We start from the raw sequence: 15,404 nt of genomic DNA on the forward strand, positions 1-15,404 counted from the left end.
AACTGGTCGTCGAAGGAGTGAACGGTCGTCACCGGGGCGAGTACGCTCACCCGCATGACGACGCAGCTCCATGCCTTCTGGAAGTCCGCCAACTCGCTGCCGGTGGTCGGCGGCCTGCTCGGGAAGCGGATCTTCAGCCTGGCGTACAGCCTCAAGGCCCCGTACTTCGGCACCATCGCCCCGCGCGTGGTCGACATGCGACCGAACTACGGCGAGGTCGTCGTGCCCAACCGGTGGCGCAACCGCAACCACATCGGCACGGTGCACGCGATCGCCGTCTGCAACGGGCTCGAGATGGCCATGGGCTCGCTCGCCGAGGCCACCGTGCCGGACGACAAGCGGTGGCTGCCCAAGGGCATGGAGGTCTCCTACCTCGCGAAGTCGACCGGTGACGTCACCTGCGTCGCCGAGACCGACCAGGCGCAGTGGGACGGCGACGACAAGGACCTGCCCGTGCGCGTGCGCGGCGTGCTGGCCGACGGCACCGTGGTGGTCGAGGGCACGATCCACCTGTGGGTCACGCCGAAGAAGAAGTGAGTCAGCGGGGGCGGCGCCTCGCGAGGGAGCGGACCGCGGCCTTCCAGCTCGCCGGCAGCTCGCGCACGTGCCACCAGGCCCACTGCGCCGGCTGGACGCTCGCGGCGCTGACGCCGACACCCACGGCGTCGAGCCCGGCCTCTACGCAGGAGTAGAGGGTGCGGCGCAGGTGGTAGTCCTGCGTGACGACGACGGCGGTGCGCACGCCGTACAGGTCGTACGCGCGGCGGCACGTGGCCGTGGTGTTGAAGCCCTCGCGGTCCAGCACGATCGCGTCGTCGGGGACGCCGAGGTCGTTGTCCAGGAGCCAGGCGCGCATCGAGCCGGGCTCGTCGTAGCGGGTGCCGTCGGGGTTGTCGTGGGCGTCGCCGCTCAGGATCACCGTGGGCGCCACGCCTGCGCGGTACAGCTCGGCGCCGCCCTCGACGCGGCGGCGCAGGTAGGTCGACGGGGTTCCGTCGCTGCGGAGCCCGGCGCCCAGGACGATGACGGCGTCGGCCTTCTCGATCTCGCTCGCGCCGTTGCGCACGCGGGCGTTGCCGGTGGCCTGAACTGCGACGACGGGGACGGTGAAGGCGACGGCGAGCGCGCCCGCGACGATGGCGGAGACCTTGAGGGGAGTCACGACGGGAACGCTACCGCGTGCGGGGCGGTGGGCTGTCGCTTGGCTCGGCTGGGCGCGGCCGCGGGTGGGTGGTCGGCAGAATGTCAGGTGGTCGGCATTCTGAGGAACCGACCACCTGACATTCTGCCGACCACCCGACGTCCTGCCGACCGGGCTCAGGCCGCCAGCAGGGTTAGCTCGGCGCGCAGGTTGGCTACTGCGGCGTCCTGCCAGCGGGCGGTGCCCGGGGTGGTGCGGAACAGCGGGCCGCCCGCCAGCAGGGTGCGGAGCACCTCGGAGCGGCCGGCCCGGAACAGGGGGTCGGGGACCTCGCAGTACTCGGCGCGAACCTGGTGCGTGTACCGCGTGTAGACGGCGGGGCTGCCGCCGAGCACGGCCAGGTCGGCGTCGCTGACCAGGCCGCCGACGACATCGTCGGGCGCCGGGTCGTGGGCGGCCGTGACCATGACGAGGCGTGCGGTCTCGTCGATGTCCTCGGGGGTGACGCCGGCGTTTGTCAGCGGACCGAGCAGCTCGGCGACGAGGTCGGCGGACCGCTCCTCGTCCTGCTGGGCGACGCCGTCGTGCACCGCGTCGTGGAACCAGAGCGCGAGGCGGGCGTGCCAGAGACCGCGGTCGTCGATGCGGCTCTCGTCCGCGACGACGTCGAGGGCGTCCAGGGCCGCTGCCAGGTGGAACGTCGTGTGGTAGACCCGGTGCGGTTCGCGCCAGCGGTCGACCAGGTCCGTGCCGGCGTCGCGGGCCAGGCTCGGGTCGGCCCACAGCTCGTCCCACCGGCTCAGGAGCGCGGCGCGCTTGGCGCGGTTCCGCTCGGCACCGGAGACGCGCAACCCTGAGCCCGCCAGCCGCCGGGCCAGGTCGCCGCCGTCGACGGGCACGGCGCCCGCCGCGACCAGGTCGTCGTACCGCTCGGCGGGGACGTCGTAGTGGTCGAGGTCGAGCGCGCGGTCGGGGACACCGGCGGCGCGGGCGAAGAGGCGGAGCTCGTGCAGCGACCCGTCCGAGACCAGGTGGGAGAAGAGCGTCCCGTGCGCGGGCCAGGCCGGCGGGTCGATGAAGAGGGTCACGGGGTGAGGCTAGCGCTCCTGGCAGGGTCGGACGGTCGGTCGGTGCGGGCGTGGGCTCGTCGACCGGCTGGCGTCTGGCTGCTGACGGCGCTCCGAAGATCACCCGCTCGCGCGGCAGAAGTAGTCAACGGGTCCGCTTTTCGTCCCCTAGATTTCTGGTCGGCCGAGCAGCGTCGCCCGGCCGGCTCCAACTGGGCGTGAGGACACCGTGGTGAAGGCGCCGATGGCGCATGAACAAGCCAGTCACGCCCGCTCACCAGCGTCAAAGGAACAGGTATGTCAGAAGAGCGCGTTGTATTTCTTACCATTGTCATCAGTATTGTCCTCGCCGGCTTCGTGGCGCGGTGGCTCTTCGGCCGGGCGGCGGTCAAGCGGTCCGGCTCCGGCGTCGTGCAGGTCATCGTCTGGGCGCGCTCCGGGAAGGTCCCTGGCCTGGCGCGGCAGAAGAAGTGGGTCAAGGCCAAGGTCAGTGCCGACGAGGTCGGGCGCCTGGTGTGGGTCAAGCCCGCCGGAGAGCCCGTGGAGCTGACGCTGCGGAGCCGGGAGCCCCGGCCGCGCAACAAGTCCGATCTCTTCTTCCTGGACCCGGGCACTCCCGTCTGGGAAGCGACCACTCCGGACGGCCAGGAGATCGGGATCGTCATCCCGCAGGCGCGAGAGCACTCGTTCGTCGAGCAGCTTCCGGTAGCGGAGCACGCGGAACCTCAGGCCTAGTTGAAGGGTGGGCGTCGAACACGCCCGCTGATTGCAGCGTTCCGCTGCCTCCACCTCGTCGCCGCAATTGCGGCGACGAGGCCGGCGCGTTTCACGTGGATCTGGGTCTGCGTCCGCGGCGCGAAGCCGAGATGTCCGCCGCGAACGGCCTACTCGCCCGCCCGCCGAGCCTCCCGAGCCGCCGCCCGCTGCGCCTTCACGGCCTCGGTGACCTGCGCGATGTCGTCCCTGGTCGGCTGGCGGATCGCCCCGCCCGCCGCCACGTACTCGTCCCCGTGCTTCGCCAGGTGCGCCGCGAACAGTGGGCACACCGGCACGACCACGATGTTCTTGCGGATGCTGTCGGCGAGGGCCTCGCGCACCAGGATGCCCGCGAGCCCGCGACCGCCGTACTCCTCGTCGACCTCGGTGTGGAAGAAGACCCGGTCGCCACCGCCCGCGGCGTCGTCATCACCGGCAGAGCCACCGGAAACACCCGAAGCCCCGTCCACGAAGTCGGCCCGCCCGACCACGGGCGAGTCGTCGACCTGCACGGCGTACGCCCCGATCGGGCGACCCGTGTTCAGCGTGACGGTGACGGGCGCACCGGTCCGGTCCTTCATGAGGCCTCCAGAACGATCGTGGGCGCGGGCGTATCGGTCAGCGTACGGAGTTCGTCGAGGCCCACGTTCGCGCCGAACGCCGGGGTGCCGGGTTCGAGCCGGACACCTTCGGCGAGGTCGCCGATCACCAGCGGGTCGAACCCGAGAGCGTCGACGACTCCAGCGACAAGGGAGACGTCGTCGGGGGAGTCCCCGGCCAGCGCGATCGACTTCCGCCCGACGGCGCCCGCGGGGCGGGCACCGTCCTCGAGGTCGTGGTACCCCATGTGGTTGAAGGCCTTTACGACGCGTGCGCCCGGCAGCAGCCGCGCCACGAACTCGCTCGACGAGAGGTCGCCCGGGAGGATCCCCTCGCGCGGGCCGTCGATCTCCCACCAGTGGTTCATCGCGTCGACGACGAGCCTGCCCGTCAGCTCCGCGACCGGCAGCCCCTGGTGCTTGCCGAGCGGCAGGGCCAGCACGACGACGTCGGCGGACGCGGCCTCGGCGGGCCACACCGCCGTCGCGCCGGGGGTGAGCACCTCGATGGTCAGCGCGATCTTCTCCGGGTCGCCCGACCCAGAGATCAGCACGCGGTAGCCGGCGGCGACGGCCAGTCGCGCCAGGACGGTGCCGACCTTGCCTGCGCCGAGGATCCCGATGGTCGTCCCAGCGGGGATCAAAGAGCCACCGCCCCGGCCTTGCTGGGCTGTTCGGCGAGCAGCTCGCGCACCCGCGGGATCACCTGGGTGCCGTACAGCTCGACCGAGCGCAGCCGCGCGTCGGCCGACACCGCGCCGGCCGAGGAGTAGATCATGTCGAACCGGCCGACGTCGAGGACGCGGATCGCCCGCGCCATCTTGCGCGCGACCGTGTCGACCGACCCGACGTACAGCGAGCCCTGCTCGACGTCGGCCTCGAACTCGTCCCGGCGCAGGGGCGGCCAGCCGCGCAGCGCGCCGATACGGTCGCGGATCTCGCGGTAACCCGGGTAGAACAGCTCCTTCGCCTCCTCGTCGGTGGCGGCGACGAAGCCCGGCGAGTGCATGCCCACGGGCCCAGGCGTGGTGCCGAGCTTCTCGTGCGCGCGCCGGTAGAGCTCCACGTACTGCGCGAACCGGTCGGGCGGGCCGCCGATGATGGCGAGCATGAGACCGAACCCGTAGTAGGCGGTGCGGAGCACCGACTGCGGCGTCCCGCCCACGCCGACCCAGGTCGTGAGCCGCCCGGACTCGGTCTTCGGGAAGACGTCGGCCTCGTGGAGCGAGGCGCGCATGGTGCCCTCCCACGTGACCGGCTTCTCGTCGAGGAGGTGGCTGAAGAGGTCGATCTTCTCCTCGAACAGCGTGTCGTAGTCCTTCAGGTCGTACCCGAACAGCGGGAACGACTCCGTGAAGGACCCACGGCCGAGGATCACCTCGGCGCGCCCGTTCGAGAGCGCGTCGACGGTCGCGAACCGCTGGAAGACCCGGACCGGGTCGTCCGACGACAGCACCGTCACGCCCGACGCGAGCTTGATGCGCTTCGTCGCCGTCGCGATGCCCGCGAGGACGGTCTCCGGGCTCGAGATCGCGTACTCGGGGCGGTGGTGCTCGCCCAGCGCGATGACGTCGATGCCCACCTGGTCCGCCAGGACCGCCTCGGCGACGACGGCCCGGATCGCCTCCGGGTGCGAGACGACGTCGCCGTCCGCGTTGCGCGGCAGGTCGCCGAAGCTGTCGATACCGAACTCGATCTGCGAGACATCCACCATGACCAGCCCCTTCTGGGTGCCCATTTGATTGACACGTGAATCATCGCTCCATATAGTTCACATGTCAATAACCCACGGAGGAGGGGACGATGGCGACGTCGAAGCGCCGGAGCATGCCTACGCGACGCGAGCTCGCGATCTGGCGGGGGTACATCGAGACCTACGACATCCTCCGCAACCGCCTCGAGGCACGGCTGCACCAGGACTCGGAGCTCTCCAACGGCGACTACCGGGTGCTGCTGGCGCTCAGCGAGGCGGAGGAGCACACGCTCCGCTCGTCGGCCCTGGCCGCGCACATCGAGTGGGAGCGCAGCAGGCTCTCGGGCCACCTGGGCCGGATGGAGAAGCGCGGGCTGGTGCGCCGCGAGCCGTGTGCCGAGGACGCCCGCGGGTCGCAGGTGGTGCTCACCGAGGATGGGGCGCGCGCGTTTCGCGCGAGCACCGTGCCGCACCTCCAGGCGATCAAGGAGACCTTCCTCGACGCGTTCACCGACGAGCAGCTCGACGTGCTGGGCGAGGCGACGACGGCGTTGCGCGCGCACCTCGGGCTTCCTCCGGTCACTGCTGCCGGGGGAAGCCCGAGGGCTGGGGTCTAGCCGGCGGCGACCAGCGCGGCCGCCTGCCGGGCGATCGCCAGCTCCTCGTTGGTGGGGACGACCATGACGAGGGGGGTCTCGACGGGCTCGGCCTGCGAGGTCTCGACAGGCTCGACCACCGGGTTGGGCTGCACCGAGATCACTCGTGCCTCGCCCGACGGCGCTTCGTTGGCAGCCGGGTCGATCGTGAGCCCCAGGAACTTGAGCTCCCGCACCACGCCCGACCGGACGGTGTGGTCGTTCTCGCCCACGCCCGCGGTGAACGTCAGCACGTCGATGCCGCCGAGCACCGCCGCGTACGCGCCCACGTACTTGCGCAGCCGGTGCAGGTAGACGTCCCGCGCGAGGCGCGCGTCGGCGTCACCCTCGGCCACGAGGCGGCGCAGCTCGCGCATGTCGCTGACGCCGGACAGCCCGAGCACGCCGGACTGCTTGTTCAGCAGGGTGTCGACGTCGGCGCCGGACAGCCCGCCGCGCATGAGGTGGAAGACGACGCCCGGGTCGATGTCGCCCGAGCGCGTTCCCATGACCAGGCCTTCGAGCGGCGTCAGGCCCATCGAGGTGTCCATGGGCCGCCCGCCCAGGACGGCCGACGCCGACGCGCCGTTGCCCAGGTGCAGCACCACCTGCCGCAGCGTCTCCGGGCCGCGGCCCTCGGCCGCCAGCTTGGCGACGACGGCGGGGTGCGCGGCGACGGCGTCCGACACGAACTGGTGCGACGTGCCGTGGAAGCCGTACCGGCGCACGCCGTACTCCGCGGCGACCTTGCGGTCCAGGGCGTACGTCGACGCGGCGGCCGGCAGGTCCGCGAAGAACGCGGTGTCGAACACGGCGACGTGCGGCACGTGCAGCAGCTCGCGCGCCACCTCGATGCCCGTCACGTTGGCCGGGTTGTGCAGCGGCGCCAGGGGGATGAGGTCGCGGATGCCGGCCACGACGTCGTCGTCGACCAGGGTGGGGGCGGAGAAGATCTCGCCGCCGTGCACCACCCGGTGGCCGACGGCGATCACGTCGGCGTCCGCGAGCGTGGGCCCCACCTCGTCGAACATGCCCTTGACGACGCGCAGCGCCTCCGCGTGGTCCGGCACGTCGAGGTCACGGACGACCTTCTCGCCGCCCGTCTCGTGCTTGACCGTGCCCGAGGTCTGGCCGATGCGGTCGACGATTCCGCCCGCGACGGACTCGCCCGACTCGGGGTCGACGAGCTGGTACTTCAGCGACGAGGAGCCGGAGTTGAGGACGAGGACGGTGCTCATTCGGACTCCTTGGTCTCGACAGGCTCGACCCGCGGGGTGGTCTCGACAGGCTCGACCCGCGGGGCATCAGGCTCGACCTGCGACGTCTGCGCCTGGATGGCCGTGATCGCCACGGTGTTCACGATGTCCTGCACCAGCGCCCCGCGCGACAGGTCGTTGACGGGCTTGTTCAGGCCTTGCAGCACCGGGCCCACCGCCACGGCACCGGCCGACCGCTGCACCGCCTTGTAGGTGTTGTTACCCGTGTTCAGGTCGGGGAAGACGAACACGGTGGCGCGCCCGGCGACGTCGGACCCGGGGAGCTTGGACGCCGCGACCGAGGCGTCCACGGCGGCGTCGTACTGGATGGGGCCCTCGACGTCGAGCTCCGGGGTGCGCTCGCGCACCAGGCCCGTCGCGGTGCGCACCTTGTCGACGTCGGCGCCCGTGCCGGACTCGCCCGTCGAGTAGGACAGCATCGCGATGCGCGGCTCGACGCCGAACTGGCGGGCCGTCGCGGCCGAGGAGACGGCGATGTCGGCGAGCTCCTCCGACGTCGGGTCGGGGATGACGGCGCAGTCGCCGTACACGAGCACCCGGTCCTCCAGGCACATGAGGAACACGGACGAGACCGACGACGTGCCCGGCTTGGTCTTGATGATCTCGAACGACGGCCGGATGGTGTGCGCCGTCGAGTGGGCGGCACCCGAGACCATGCCGTCGGCGAGGCCCAGGTGCACCATCATCGTGCCGAAGTAGGAGACGTCGGTGACGATCTCGCGCGCCCGCTCGACCGTCATGCCCTTGTGGGCGCGCAGCCGCGCGTACTCGGCGGAGAACTTCTCGACGTACTCCGGGTCGTGCGGGGACAGCACGCGCGCCGCCTCGATGTCGAGGCCCAGCTCGGCGGCGCGGGCCCGGATCGGCTCTTCGTCGCCCAGGATCGTCAGGTTCGCGATCCGCCGGGCCAGCACCGTGGAGGCGGCGCGCAGGATCCGGTCGTCCGAGCCCTCGGGCAGCACGATGTGCCGCCGGTCCGCGCGTGCCCGCTCTATGAGCTGGTACTCGAACATGAGGGGCGTGACCACCTGCGGCCGCGGCAGGTCGAGCCGCGCGGCCAGTGCGGCGGAGTCGACGTTGCGCTCGAACAGGGCGCGCGCCGTCTCGACCTTGCGCACCGAGCCCTTGTCCACGCGCCCGCGGGTGGTCGCCGCGGCACGCGCCGTGCGGTACGTGCCGAGCTCCGTCGTGATGATCGGCAGCTTGGGGCGCATGGCCTCCAGCAGCTGCGCGGGCCGGCCCTGCGGGTAGAACCCGCCGTTCAGGATGATCCCGGCCAGCGACGGGAACGACGGCGTCATGTGCGTCGCGAGCAGCCCGATCAGCAGGTCGGTGCGGTCGCCCGGCGTGATGACGACGCCGCCGTCGGTCAGCCGCTCCAGCAGGTGCTCGAAGCTCATGGCCCCCACCTGCACGTCGAGCGCCTCGCGGCCCAGCAGCTCCGGGTCGCCCAGCACGAGCGTGCCGTCCACGGCCTCCAGGAGCTGGCCCACCGTCGGGGCCGTCAGGAACGGCTCCTCGGGGATGGTCCACACGGGCAGGTCGGGCTGCGCCTCGGTCAGCACCGTCCGGATCTCGCGCGCGCTGTGGGTGTCCGCGCGGTTGACGACCAGGCCGATCGCCTGCGCGTGGTGCGCCGCCAGCTCGGCGATGCTCACGTCTACCAGTGCCCGCACACCGTCCGGGGTGCGCTCGCGGCCCGAGACGACCAGCAGCACCGGTGCGCCCAGGTTCGCGGCGATGCGCGCGTTGAACGAGAGCTCGGTGGGCCCGGCGACGTCGGTGTAGTCGGTCCCGAGGATCACCACCGAGTCGCAGCGCGCGGCCAGGTCGTGGAATCGCGCCACGATGCGGCTCAGCGCGTCCTCGGGGTCGTTGTGCAGGTCGGCGTAGGTCACGCCGACGGCGTCGTCGTAGGAGATGTCGACGCCGTCGTGCTCCAGGAGGAGCTCCAGGACGTGGTCGCGCTCGCCTGCGGAGTCCTCGGTCTCGCTCGCGCGCGAGACGGGCCGGTAGACCCCGACCCGCTGGCCCTTGCGGACCAGCAGGTCGAGGACGCCGAGCGCGACCGTCGACTTTCCGCTCTCGCCCTCCGGGCTCGCGATGACGATGCTGCGGGTTGCGCCGGTCACGTGTCGCTCCGTGTTCACTTCGTGGGATTTGCTGCTACTCGTTGTCTCCACCGGTGTCGAGCGTAGCGGCAACCTGACCGTTGTCGGACTGGTCCTGCGCGTCCGGCCACACCCAGTCGCGGACCTCGGGGATGTCGTCGCCGTGCTCGCGGGTCCATGCACGCGCACGAAGTCGCGCGTCCTGCATGCGCTGGCGCAGCCCCGCCTGCGCGCTGCCGAGCGACGGGACCCGGTCGATGACATCGATCACAAGGTGGTACCGGTCCAGGTCGTTGAGCATGACCATGTCGAACGGCGTCGTCGTGGTGCCCTCCTCCTTGTACCCGCGCACGTGGATGTTGGGGTGGCCCGCGCGACGGTACGTGAGGCGGTGAATGAGCCACGGGTAGCCGTGGTACGCGAAGATGATCGGCCGGTCGGTGGTGAACAGGCCGTTGAACTCCGAGTCGGTCAGGCCGTGCGGGTGCTCCTTGGCGTCCTGCAGCCGCATGAGGTCCACGACGTTGACCACGCGCACCTTCAGGTCGGGCAGCTCCTGGCGCAGGATGTCGGCCGCGGCGAGCACCTCCATCGTGGGCACGTCGCCCGCGCAGCCCAGGACGACGTCGGGCTGCTCGCCCGCGACCTCCGAGCCGGCCCACTCCCAGATGCCGAGCCCGCGCGTGCAGTGCTCGATCGCCGTCGGCATGTCCAGGAAGTTCGGCGCGGGCTGCTTGCCGGAGACCACCACGTTGACGTACTGCCGGCTGCGCAGGCAGTGGTCGTAGGTGGACAGCAGGGTGTTGGCGTCCGGCGGGAGGTAGACCCGCACGATCTCCGCCTTCTTGTTGACCACGTGGTCGATGAACCCGGGGTCCTGGTGGCTGAACCCGTTGTGGTCCTGCCGCCAGACGTGGCTGGACAGCAGGTAGTTCAGCGACGCGATGGGCCGCCGCCACGGGATGTCGTTGGTGACCTTGAGCCACTTGGCGTGCTGGTTGAACATCGAGTCGATGATGTGGATGAACGCCTCGTAGCTGGTCAGCAGCCCGTGCCGGCCCGTCAGGAGGTAGCCCTCCAGCCAGCCCTGCACCTGGTGCTCGCTCAGCATCTCCATGACGCGGCCCGCGCGGGCCATGTGCTCGTCCACCTCGGGCCCGATGTACTCGGCGTTCCACTGCTTGTCCGTCACCTCGTACACGGCCTGCAGCCGGTTCGACGCCGTCTCGTCCGGGCCGAAGATGCGGAAGTTGTCGGGGTTGAGCCGGATGACGTCGGTGAGCCACTGGCCCAGCACGCGCGGTGCCTCCGACGTCGACCCGCCGGGCACCGGGACGTCCACCGCGTAGTCGCGGAAGTCCGGCAGCCGCAGGTCCTTGAGCAGCAGCCCGCCGTTCGCGTGCGGGGTGGCGCTCATCCGCAGCGTGCCGCGCGGCGCCAGGTCGCCGATCTCGGCCAGCACGCGGCCGTCGTCGTCGAACAGCTCCTCGGGGCGGTAGGACCGCAGCCAGGTCTCCAGCACCTGGAGGTGCTCCGGGGTGTCCCGGGCGTTCGCGAGCGGCACCTGGTGCGCGCGCCACGAACCCGTCGTCTTCTTGCCGTCGATCTCGGCCGGGCCGCTCCACCCCTTGGGGGTGCGGAACACGATCATGGGCCACATCGGGCGGCTCAGGTCGCCCTTGGCGGCCCGCGCCTTGATCGTCGCGATCTCGTCCAGGACCTCGTCGAGCAGCACCGCGAACCGGCGGTGCGTGTCCAGCGGCGACTCGTTCTCGTCGTACCCGCCGTCGAAGAAGTACGGCTTATGGCCGTAGCCGACCATGAGGTCGTTCAGCTCCTGCTGCGAGATGCGCGCCAGGACCGTCGGGTTCGCGATCTTGTAGCCGTTCAGGTGCAGGATCGGCAGCACGACGCCGTCCTGGGCCGGGTTGACGAACTTGTTCGAGTGCCAGGACGTCGCCAGCGGGCCGGTCTCGGCCTCGCCGTCGCCCACCACGGCCGCGACCAGCAGGTCCGGGTTGTCGAAGGCGGCGCCGTAGGCGTGGCTCAGGGCGTAGCCGAGCTCGCCGCCCTCGTGGATCGACCCCGGCGTCTCGGGCGCGACGTGGCTCGGGATGCCGCCCGGGAACGAGAACTGCCGGAACAGGCGCCTGACGCCCTCGGTGTCCTGCGTGATGTCGCTGTACACCTCGGAGTAGGTGCCGTCCAGGTAGGCGGAGGCCACCAGGCCCGGACCGCCGTGGCCCGGCCCCGTCACGTAGACCGTCTCCTGCTCCCGCTCCTTGATGGCGCGGTTCAGGTGCGCGTACAGGAAGTTCAGGCCCGGCGTGGTGCCCCAGTGGCCCAGCAGCCGCGGCTTGACGTGGTCCGCGGTCAGGGGCTCGCGCAGGAGCGGGTTGTCCAGGAGGTAGATCTGGCCGACCGAGAGGTAGTTGGCAGCGCGCCACCACGCGTCGATGCGCTCCAGGTCGGCGGGGGCCGGTTCGGCGACACCGGTGGTGCGCCATCTGGTGGCCGGGGAGTCGGGGACTGTGGTCGTCGTCATCACTCACGCTCCTACTGCGGTCTGCGTGTGAACCCTGCGGTTACGTGTGGATCCGTGCCGGTCTGCTGCCCGTTCATTCGAACGCAGAACCGCCGTACACGCGAGACGACCGCACCGTCCGCCGATCTGTGACGCGTGCGACAGATCGGAGCGGCGACCTGTGCCGCTGACGCGCCGGCGGCGGCTACCGTTGAGGTTATGCCTGTCAGTGCCCCCAGCACATCCCCGTCGAAGGTGATCGACGTCGACACCACCGCGCAGCGCCGCACCTTTCTCCAGGTCGCCAAGCAGCCCCGGATGATCGGCCTGCTGCTCGTGTTCGTGCTGGCGGCATTCGTGTGCGGGCGGCTGGGCGCCTGGCAGCTCGACCGCGCCTACGAGCGGGCGGAGCTTGCCGCGCAGCAGGAGGCGGCCGAGGCCGTCGCGGCCGGGCCCGCCTGGCTGGGCGACGTGCTCGCGCCGCAGGAGAGCTTCCTCGGCGAGCTGGTCGGCCGCGAGGTCCGCGTGACCGGCGAGTACGACCCGTCCGGCACCCTCCTGGTCCCGGGCCGCGCCCTGGAGGGGCGCGTCGGCTACCTCGTGCTGACCCCCTTCCGCGTGTCCGACGACGGCACTGGCGGCGCGTCCTGGGCCGACCTGTCCGGCCCGCCCGTCCTGGCGCTCGTCCAGGGCTGGGTGGCCGAACCCGCCGACGTCGCCGCGCTGACGCTGCCCCAGGGCGAGGTCACGGTGACGGGCTGGCTCCAGGCGGGCGAGTCGACGTCGGGCAGCGCCGCCGTCGTGGACGGGCAGACCGACCACATCGCTCTGAGCGCGCTCGTCAACGAGTGGGGCGGCCCCATCTACACCGGGTACGCCGTGCTGACGTCCGGGCCGGGCTCGCCCGAGGAGGGCGGGGTCGCGGCCCTGCCGCGTCCCACCATCGACGGCGGCTCCGGGGCCAACCTGCAGAACATCTTCTACGCGCTGCAGTGGTGGCTGTTCGGCGGGTTCGCCGTGCTGCTGTGGCTGCGCCTGGTCCGTGACGAGATGGCCGGCGGGCGCCGCGGCGGCGCCCCGACCGACGCCGACACGGGAATCGCGGGGCTGCCGGCGGCGTGACCCTCCCTTTCGAGGCCTAGGTTTCTTCGCTTTCAGACAGTCGAAAGCGAAGAAACCTAGGCCTCGAAGGAGAGGGGGCTCAGCGGTTGAGCGCCGCCAGCATCCGGGCCGCCGCCTCCTCCACCAGGGGGCGCGGCATGCCCGCGTTGAACCGCACGAAACCGCGGCCCGCGTCCCCGCACTCGGCCCCGTCGACCAGCACCACGCCCGCGTGCTCCTGGAACCAGGCGGCGGCGCTCGCGGGCTCGCCCGGCAGGTCCAGGCCCCGGCAGTCCAGCCAGGCCAGGTACGTCCCCTCGGGGGCGCGGTAGCCGATGCCCGTCCCGTCGAGCAGCTCGCCGAGCCGCGTGACGTTGCCGCGCACGTAGGCGACGACGTCGTCCAGCCAGTCGCGGCCGTCGTCGTACGCGACCTGGTTGGCCAGGATGCCGAGCGTCGAGGGGCCCTCCTCGACGCGCTCGCCGACCTGGTGCCACAGCCGCGCGTCGGCCTCGTTCGAGAGCACGAGCTGGGCGCACTTCAGGCCCGGCAGGTTCCACGCCTTCGACGCGGACGTGGCGGTGACGGTGTGCCCCGCCGTCGTCTCGTTCAGCGAGGCGTAGGGCACGTGCCGGCGGCCCGGGTGCACCAGCGGGGCGTGGATCTCGTCGGCGAAGACGCGGCCGCCGTGCCGGTCGACCACCTCGGCGATCTCGAGCATCTCGGCAGGCTCCAGCACCCGGCCGATCGGGTTGTGCGGGTTGCACAGGATCATCAGGTGCCCGCCCGCGGCGAACGCGGCGTCCAGGGCGTCGAGGTCGTAGGCGTACCGGCCGTCGTCGTCCCGCAGCATCGGGACCTGGATCACCTTGCGGCCCAGCTCGCCCGGCAGGGTGTGGAACGGCATGTACGACGGCGTGGGCACGATCACCGACGAACCGGGCCGGGAGAAGTGCTTGATGACCTCGTCCAGCGCGGTCAGCACGTCGGAGACCGGCCGGACCCGCGCCGGGTCCACGGTCCAGGAGTAGCGGTCGGCGGCGAACCGCGCGTACGCCTCGGACATCCCCGTCACGAGCGCGGGCGGGAGGTAGCCGAGCAGGCCGCGGTCCACGGCGTCGTGCAGCGCGGCGGCGATCGGGGGCGCGACCTGGAAGTCCATCTCCGCGACCCAGGCGCCGATGGTGCCCGGGAAGGCCGTCCACTTCAGGCTGCCGTTCGCGCGGAGGCGGTCGGCGGTGAGGGCGTCGAAAGCGTGGTCGTTCACGCTCGCATTGAAGCAGGTGCGGGCCGGGGGCCGGTACGGGTGTTCATGCCCGGGATCCCGGGCTGCTCAGGGCAGCTCGGTGCCCGGGGACGCTCAGCGGGACAGGGTCAGCTCGGCCTCGACGAAGCCCGTGTCCTCGACCGTGACGAAGCCGAGGTCGGGGGCCTGGACGCCGTAGTCCGCGAACGTGACGGGCACGGTGGCCGCGAGCTCGGCGACGACGTCGCCGCCGTCGTCCGCCAGCCGGATCTCCAGGCCGGCGGTGACGTCGCGGGTGGTGCCCTTGATGGTCATCGAGCCGGGCGCGTCCACGGTGACGGTCTCGCCGTCGGCCACCGCCGCGACGTCCACGGGGGCCGTGAGCTCGAAGGTGGCCGTGGGGAAGGTGCGGGTGTCGAGGATGCCCTGGAACTGGCCGTCCCGCGCGGACTCGTCGGTGGTGATGCTGGCCAGGTCCACCTCGACGGTCGCGGCGGTGAGCTCGCCGTCGGCCACCGTTCCCGAGCCCGTCACGTGCTCCGTGCGGCCCACGACCGTGACGTCCTGCCCGGACAGCACCTCGTCGACGCGGTATCCGGCCTCGGACCCGTCGGCCACGGTCCAGTCGCCGTCGAGGTCCGCGACGGCGGCCGTGGCCGCGGGTGCGGACGAGCCGACGGCGGGGGCCGGGACGTCGTCGCCGGTCTGCATCGAGGCGTAGATGCGCGTGGCGAGGAACCCGAGGGCGGCCAGGACGACGAGCATGCCCAGCGCGATCACGATCTTGCGGCCCATGGATCCTCCGGTCCCAGGAGAGCGTCAGAGAGGCCTCAGGAGAGGTAGCGCGCCTCGAGCGTGGCGAGCTTCGCCTCGGCCTCGGTGTGCACCTTCTTCTCCAGCACGAACGACATCACCGGGATCACGCCGGCGATCACCATGGTGACGAGGCGGCCGAAGCCCCAGCGCATCTTGGACCACAGGTCGGCCACGGTGACCAGGTACACCACGTAGATCCAGCCGTGCGCGAACGGCACCCAGGCGATGAACGGCATGACGCCGTCGACGTCGACCAGCGCGCCGAGGCCGTACTTGATGCCCAGCTCGACACAGAGGATCAGGAGCATGACACCGGTGACCAGAGCCATGAAGCGGTAGCGGGACATAGCACCGCGGGCCTTGCGGATGGCGGTGGCGGCGGCCTCGGTAGAGATCTCGGGCGTGGTCTGCGGGGTGCTCACAAGCATCGAGGATATG

Annotated in this window: 15 protein-coding genes; 4 read left to right on the forward strand and 11 right to left on the reverse strand. The window is 71.5% G+C overall.

The window, feature by feature from the left end:
- Window positions 1-54: 54 nt before the first annotated feature.
- Entirely contained in the window at window positions 55-537 is a 483-nt protein-coding gene (locus tag H291_RS0116890; RefSeq protein WP_020016187.1) for a hotdog fold domain-containing protein, read from the forward strand.
- A 1-nt stretch (window position 538) separates the two neighbouring features.
- On the opposite strand, the gene H291_RS30515 is transcribed toward H291_RS0116890, so the two are convergent.
- The gene (locus H291_RS30515; RefSeq protein WP_020016188.1) at window positions 539-1,162 is read right to left on the reverse strand and encodes a SanA/YdcF family protein; all 624 of its coding nucleotides are present in this window, start codon (window positions 1,160-1,162) and stop codon (window positions 539-541) included.
- A 155-nt stretch (window positions 1,163-1,317) separates the two neighbouring features.
- Window positions 1,318-2,229 (reverse strand): DUF4031 domain-containing protein, encoded by a 912-nt coding sequence (locus tag H291_RS0116900; RefSeq protein WP_020016189.1) that lies wholly within the window; start codon window positions 2,227-2,229, stop codon window positions 1,318-1,320.
- Between the two features lie 336 nt (window positions 2,230-2,565).
- Between H291_RS0116900 and H291_RS0116905 the strand changes: the two genes are divergently transcribed.
- On the forward strand, window positions 2,566-2,943 hold the full coding sequence (locus H291_RS0116905; RefSeq protein WP_157237108.1) for a hypothetical protein: 378 nt from the start codon (window positions 2,566-2,568) through the stop codon (window positions 2,941-2,943).
- A gap of 149 nt (window positions 2,944-3,092) precedes the next feature.
- Here H291_RS0116905 and H291_RS0116910 read toward each other — a convergent pair whose 3' ends face one another.
- From H291_RS0116910 to H291_RS0116920, 3 genes are read right to left on the reverse strand one after another with little or no spacing between them, the layout of a single operon-like run.
- The gene (locus tag H291_RS0116910; protein WP_020016191.1) at window positions 3,093-3,545 is read right to left on the reverse strand and encodes a GNAT family N-acetyltransferase; all 453 of its coding nucleotides are present in this window, start codon (window positions 3,543-3,545) and stop codon (window positions 3,093-3,095) included.
- The gene (locus tag H291_RS0116915) at window positions 3,542-4,207 is read right to left on the reverse strand and encodes an NADPH-dependent F420 reductase (protein WP_020016192.1); all 666 of its coding nucleotides are present in this window, start codon (window positions 4,205-4,207) and stop codon (window positions 3,542-3,544) included. Before H291_RS0116915 ends, H291_RS0116910 begins: the two co-directional genes overlap by 4 nt.
- On the reverse strand, window positions 4,204-5,301 hold the full coding sequence (locus H291_RS0116920) for an LLM class flavin-dependent oxidoreductase (RefSeq protein ID WP_020016193.1): 1,098 nt from the start codon (window positions 5,299-5,301) through the stop codon (window positions 4,204-4,206). The genes H291_RS0116915 and H291_RS0116920 overlap by 4 nt, the downstream gene beginning before the upstream one ends.
- A 65-nt stretch (window positions 5,302-5,366) precedes the next feature.
- On the opposite strand from H291_RS0116920, the gene H291_RS30520 reads away from it, so the two are divergent.
- Window positions 5,367-5,873 carry a MarR family winged helix-turn-helix transcriptional regulator gene (locus H291_RS30520; RefSeq protein WP_020016194.1) on the forward strand — a complete coding sequence of 169 codons (507 nt, stop codon included), beginning with the start codon at window positions 5,367-5,369 and terminating at the stop codon, window positions 5,871-5,873.
- On the opposite strand, the gene H291_RS0116930 is transcribed toward H291_RS30520, so the two are convergent.
- From H291_RS0116930 to H291_RS0116940, 3 genes are read right to left on the reverse strand one after another with little or no spacing between them, the layout of a single operon-like run.
- Complete coding sequence (locus tag H291_RS0116930) at window positions 5,870-7,129, reverse strand: acetate/propionate family kinase (protein WP_020016195.1); 1,260 nt, start codon at window positions 7,127-7,129, stop codon at window positions 5,870-5,872. The genes H291_RS30520 and H291_RS0116930 overlap by 4 nt on opposite strands.
- Window positions 7,126-9,300 carry a phosphate acetyltransferase gene (gene pta, locus H291_RS0116935; protein WP_157237109.1) on the reverse strand — a complete coding sequence of 725 codons (2,175 nt, stop codon included), beginning with the start codon at window positions 9,298-9,300 and terminating at the stop codon, window positions 7,126-7,128. The genes H291_RS0116930 and pta overlap by 4 nt, the downstream gene beginning before the upstream one ends.
- 34 nt (window positions 9,301-9,334) lie before the next feature.
- A complete protein-coding gene (locus H291_RS0116940; protein ID WP_020016197.1) occupies window positions 9,335-11,824 on the reverse strand; it encodes a phosphoketolase family protein in 2,490 nt (829 codons plus the stop codon).
- A gap of 198 nt (window positions 11,825-12,022) precedes the next feature.
- Here H291_RS0116940 and H291_RS0116945 point away from each other — a divergent pair, with 198 nt between their 5' ends.
- On the forward strand, window positions 12,023-12,925 hold the full coding sequence (locus tag H291_RS0116945) for an SURF1 family protein (protein WP_157237111.1): 903 nt from the start codon (window positions 12,023-12,025) through the stop codon (window positions 12,923-12,925).
- A gap of 79 nt (window positions 12,926-13,004) precedes the next feature.
- Here H291_RS0116945 and H291_RS0116950 read toward each other — a convergent pair whose 3' ends face one another.
- The 3 genes from H291_RS0116950 to H291_RS0116960 all read right to left on the reverse strand — a co-directional run bounded on the left by H291_RS0116950 (window position 13,005) and on the right by H291_RS0116960 (window position 15,394).
- Entirely contained in the window at window positions 13,005-14,171 is a 1,167-nt protein-coding gene (locus H291_RS0116950) for a MalY/PatB family protein (RefSeq protein ID WP_020016199.1), read from the reverse strand.
- A gap of 93 nt (window positions 14,172-14,264) precedes the next feature.
- Complete coding sequence (locus H291_RS0116955; protein ID WP_020016200.1) at window positions 14,265-14,945, reverse strand: YceI family protein; 681 nt, start codon at window positions 14,943-14,945, stop codon at window positions 14,265-14,267.
- Window positions 14,946-14,980: 35 nt separating this feature from the next.
- A complete protein-coding gene (locus H291_RS0116960; RefSeq protein WP_033326968.1) occupies window positions 14,981-15,394 on the reverse strand; it encodes a DUF3817 domain-containing protein in 414 nt (137 codons plus the stop codon).
- Window positions 15,395-15,404: the final 10 nt, after the last annotated feature.

This window comes from Promicromonospora sukumoe 327MFSha3.1, from assembly GCF_000385135.1.
GTDB lineage: Bacteria > Actinomycetota > Actinomycetes > Actinomycetales > Cellulomonadaceae > Promicromonospora > Promicromonospora sukumoe_B.

Excerpts from the sequence above, each read along its gene's own strand:
- H291_RS0116890 (WP_020016187.1), top strand. The coding sequence starts at position 55 with ATGACGACGCAGCTCCATGCCTTCTGGAAGTCCGCCAACTCGCTGCCG.
- H291_RS0116920 (WP_020016193.1), bottom strand. The coding sequence starts at position 5,301 with ATGGGCACCCAGAAGGGGCTGGTCATGGTGGATGTCTCGCAGATCGAG.
- H291_RS30520 (WP_020016194.1), top strand. The coding sequence starts at position 5,367 with ATGGCGACGTCGAAGCGCCGGAGCATGCCTACGCGACGCGAGCTCGCG.
- H291_RS0116930 (WP_020016195.1), bottom strand. The coding sequence starts at position 7,129 with ATGAGCACCGTCCTCGTCCTCAACTCCGGCTCCTCGTCGCTGAAGTAC.
- H291_RS0116960 (WP_033326968.1), bottom strand. The coding sequence starts at position 15,394 with ATGCTTGTGAGCACCCCGCAGACCACGCCCGAGATCTCTACCGAGGCC.
- H291_RS0116910 (WP_020016191.1), bottom strand. The coding sequence starts at position 3,545 with ATGAAGGACCGGACCGGTGCGCCCGTCACCGTCACGCTGAACACGGGT.
- H291_RS0116955 (WP_020016200.1), bottom strand. The coding sequence starts at position 14,945 with ATGGGCCGCAAGATCGTGATCGCGCTGGGCATGCTCGTCGTCCTGGCC.
- H291_RS0116940 (WP_020016197.1), bottom strand. The coding sequence starts at position 11,824 with ATGACGACGACCACAGTCCCCGACTCCCCGGCCACCAGATGGCGCACC.
- H291_RS0116945 (WP_157237111.1), top strand. The coding sequence starts at position 12,023 with ATGCCTGTCAGTGCCCCCAGCACATCCCCGTCGAAGGTGATCGACGTC.